General features: G+C 69.0%; 2 protein-coding genes and 1 pseudogene. 1 reads left to right on the top strand and 2 read right to left on the bottom strand.

The genetic code is table 11. From position 1 onward, the window contains the following. A pseudogene (locus ELR45_RS34560) lies at window positions 1–382 on the top strand (hypothetical protein); the annotation flags it as partial. A gap of 122 nt (window positions 383–504) precedes the next feature. Here the strand turns inward: ELR45_RS34560 and ELR45_RS04130 are convergent. Both ELR45_RS04130 and ELR45_RS04135 read right to left on the bottom strand, forming a co-directional pair. Continuing rightward, window positions 505–3,528, bottom strand: coding sequence for a glycine--tRNA ligase (locus ELR45_RS04130; protein ID WP_129664212.1), 3,024 nt, complete (start codon window positions 3,526–3,528; stop codon window positions 505–507). 79 nt (window positions 3,529–3,607) lie between these two features. Next, the gene (locus tag ELR45_RS04135) at window positions 3,608–3,970 is read right to left on the bottom strand and encodes a cupin domain-containing protein (protein ID WP_129663685.1); all 363 of its coding nucleotides are present in this window, start codon (window positions 3,968–3,970) and stop codon (window positions 3,608–3,610) included. Window positions 3,971–4,027: the final 57 nt, after the last annotated feature.

The following is a 4,027-nucleotide window of genomic DNA, read 5'->3' on the forward strand; positions in this document are numbered from 1 at the left end:
CGACCACGAGCCCACCGTCGACGTCCCGGACCAGACCGGCGCGGCGCCGCTCGAGGACGTGGCCGCGCGTTCACGCACCGCCGAAGGACCTGAACGGGTCGAAGGACCGGAGGAGATCGCCGGATCATTGGCGGAGTTCGTGCATGCCCTGCGCACTGGTGCAGTGCCGTCCGGCGAGGCACACGAGAACGTGCTCAGCCTGGCGATGGTGGAGGCGGCCGTCCAGTCCGCCTCCACGGGCCAACGGGTGATGATCGGCGACGTGCTCACCACCGCACACGCCGAGGCCATTCAAGCCGAACAGCGCGACGACATCCGGACCGCGCTCGAGAAGTGGAGGGATGTCCGCGAAACCGTCGGCCTGACCGCGCGGTCCTATTGACAAGTCGCGCAGAATGGGCGAAGAGATCGCCAGGCTCAAGCCCAACCGGGCCACCGACGAACCGGGCTTATACGCCCGGCGTCACCCGCCGCCTGGAGATCTCTTCGCCCATTCTGCGCGACCTACTGACCGAGCGCCGTGTCCAGTGCGGCCCAGTTGATCGTCCGCGGGCTGCGTCGCAGGATCGCGGCGAGCAACCCCAGGCGTGCGGCGCGGACGTCGGGATCTTCCGCCATCACGAGGATCTCGTCGAAGAAGGTGTTCACCGGGTCGACGATCATCGTGCCGGCGTCCGCGAACGCGTTCACCGACCCGTTCGACCAGTCCCCCAGTGCCTGCACTGCCTCGGCCAGCCGAACCTCGGCGGGCTCCTGCAGGCGCGCGGCGTCGAACTCCGGCGACGTGTCGTCCGGGAGGATCCGCGCGATCCGCTGCAGCGCGGTCACCAGCTCGCGGAACTTTCCGTCATCGGCGCGCTCACGCAGTACCCGGAGTTCGTCCGCCGCCTTCCCCGGTGCGGAGGCCCCGGGCAGTACGGCATCGACGAACTCCACCGGAGTGCCCTCGTCGCGGAGCTGCTGGGCAAACCGGGCGACCACGAACTCGCGCGCTGTGGCAACCGCGTCGTCGGAGACCTCGACGTCCTGCGCCTGCAGCCGCTCGGCGGCCACCGACAGCCCACGGTCGATCGTCACCACTGACAGCTCGGGCCGGGTCCGCAGGATCCGCACGATGCCCAGCGACGCGCGGCGCAACCCGAACGGGTCCGAGCTCCCGGTGGGCTTCGCTCCCAGTGCGAACATCGCCATGACGAGGTCGAAACGGTCGGCCAACGCGAGCAGCGCGCCTGGCTGCGTCTGCGGCAGGGCGTCGCTGGTGTGCCGCGGCAGCTCCATCTCGTACAGGGCTTGCGCCACCGCATCGGTCTCACCGGCCCGGCGGGCATACTCCCGGGCCATCACGCCGGCCAGGCTGGACAGCTCGACGACCATCTGCGACGCCAGATCGAACTTCGCCAGCGCCGCGGCCCGGGTCAGCGTCGCCGCGTCGTCGTCGCTGACGGCGTCATCACCGCTCAGCGCGACGTCACCGCTGAGAACCGTGGCCAGCGCGCCGATCCGGTCGGCGCGCTCCGCCATCGAGCCGATCCGCTCCTCGAAGGTCAGCTGCGTCAAGCGGGACCGGAACGTCTCCGGCGCGACCTCCAGATCGGCGCGCCAGAAGAACGCCGCATCCTCGTAGCGCGCCCGCAATACGGACTCGTTGCCGGCCCGGACGACGGCTGCATCGCAGGCGCCGTTGGCGACCGCGACGAAGTTCGGCACCAGCGCACCGCTACTTCCGCGCACCGGGAGGTACCGCTGGTGCTTGCGCATCACCGTCGTGAGGATCTGCTCCGGAAGCTCCAGGTACTTCGGATCGAAGTTGCCGAGCAGCGTGTTGGGCTGCTCCACCAGGTTGGTGATCTCGTCGATCAGCCCCGACTCACCGTCGACGTCGACCTCGCCGCCCACTCGCTCCGCCAGGGAGCGCGCATCGTCGACGATCTCGGACCGCCGTAGGCCGGCGTCGGCGATGATGCCGCGCTCAGACAGGAACTCCAGGTATCCGGCGGCGGACTTCACCGGCACAACAGGCTCGTCCGCGGTCCGGTGGACCCGGGTGGTCCGGCCGCTGGTCAGCGCTGACACTCGCACCGGTACGACGGCTTCTCCGAGCAGGGCGGTCAGCCAGCGGATCGGGCGGGTGAAGGACAGCGACGGATCGCTCCAACGCATGTTCTTGTCCGACCGCAGCCCGGACACCACTTCGGCCAGCAACGCGGACAACAGGTTCGGCGCGCTCCGGCCGGTATCCGTGACCGTCACCGCGACGTGCTCATGACCGCCGAACTCCGCGGTGCTCAGTCCCTCGACATCGACTCCCTGACCACGGGCGAAGCCCAACAGCGCCTTGGTGGGCTGTCCAGACTCGTCGTAGGCGGCGCTGGCCCGCGGCCCCTTGACGGTGCGCCGCGCATCCGGCTCACGGGGCTCGACGTCGGCCACCGTCACGACGATCCGCCGCGGCGTGCCATAGACGACGATATCGCCGTGGTCGAGCCTGGTCGCGGCAAGTTTCTCGGTCACCGACGCGCGGACCGCCGCCACCGTCTTGGTCACTTCGGCCGGGGGCATCTCCTCGGTCCCGATCTCGAACAGCAGCGGCGCAGGCCCTTCCGGCGGTGACGGCGGCGCGTCGGACACCTCGGGCAGGAGCAGCGGCTCGGCCGGAGCGGACGGCGCCCCGGTGCCGAGCGGATGGCCCAGTTCCTCCCGGCGAGCCATCCACAACGACGCGACCTCCCGTGCCAGCCCACGCATCCGCGCGAACGCCTGCGCGCGCTCGGTGGTGCTGATGGCACCGCGCGCGTCGAGCACGTTGAACACGTGCGAGCACTTGAGCACGTACGTGTACGCCGGGACGGGCAGCCGCTGGTCGATCATCCGCTGCGCCTCGGCGGCGTACGTGTCGAACAGCGAACGGTTGGCGTCGACGTCGGCGTCGTCCAGGTAGTAGCGGGACATCTCATACTCGCTCTGCCCGAACACCTCGCCGTAGGAGATGCCGGGTGCGTACGCGATGTCCTTGAAGTGGGTCACGCCCTGCAGCGCCATCAGGATGCGCTCGATGCCGTAGGTGATCTCCACCGACACCGGGTCGAGACTGATACCGCCGGCCTGCTGGAAGTAGGTGAACTGGGTGATCTCCAGCCCATCGAGCCAGACCTCCCAGCCCAGTCCCCAGGCGCCCAGAGCCGGCGACGCCCAGTTGTCCTCGACGAAACGGATGTCGTGCGCGTGTATGTCGATGCCGAGAGCCTCGAGGCTCGACAGGTAGATCTCCTGCGGGTTGCCCGGGTCAGGCTTGAGGATGACCTGGAACTGGGTGTGCGTCTGCAGCCGGTTCGGATTCTCACCGTACCGGGCGTCGTCCGGGCGTACGCTCGGCTCGACGTAAGCGACTCTCCAGGGCTCGGGCCCTAACACGCGGAGGATCGTAGCCGGGTTCATCGTCCCGGCGCCGACCTCCGTATTGAATGGCTGCGCCGTCATACAGCCCCGGTCGGTCCAGTACTTCGTCAGCGCCTGCAGCGCGTCCTGCATCGTCACCACAGCGGCTTAGCCTATGGCCGATCACCGCCTCAACACGAATCGAATAGACAGATCGGTCCGCCCTTTTCGGCTACGACGGCTCGTCCACCCGATGCGCCAGATCCGGGCCGAACGCCGGGACGCAGATGGCGACGTACTCGGCACCGTCTGGACCGGCGACGTATCGCACGGTCTGCCCCGCCGGTGTGAGAATCGCCTCGCCCGCGGAGACCTCGGTGCGGGTACCGTCGTGCTCCACGACGAGGTCACCGGTCAGCACCAGTGTGACCTCGTCGAACTCCGGGGTCTGGGCAGGCTCGTCCCAGCCGGCCGGTGCCTTCATCCGAGCTACCGAGACGCCCTCGGTGCCGGTCGCCACCCGGCCGACGAACTCGTCGATCACCTTGCCGCCGGGCACGGGGATCCGTTCAGGCGTGGGAATGTGTCTCACCATGCCGCGATGGTACGTGCAACGCGGAGACCGTTCGTGGTCGAGCACAACGACCCCGAC

The sequence above is a fragment of the Phytoactinopolyspora endophytica genome (assembly GCF_004138495.1).
In the GTDB taxonomy this organism is placed as follows: domain Bacteria; phylum Actinomycetota; class Actinomycetes; order Jiangellales; family Jiangellaceae; genus Phytoactinopolyspora; species Phytoactinopolyspora endophytica.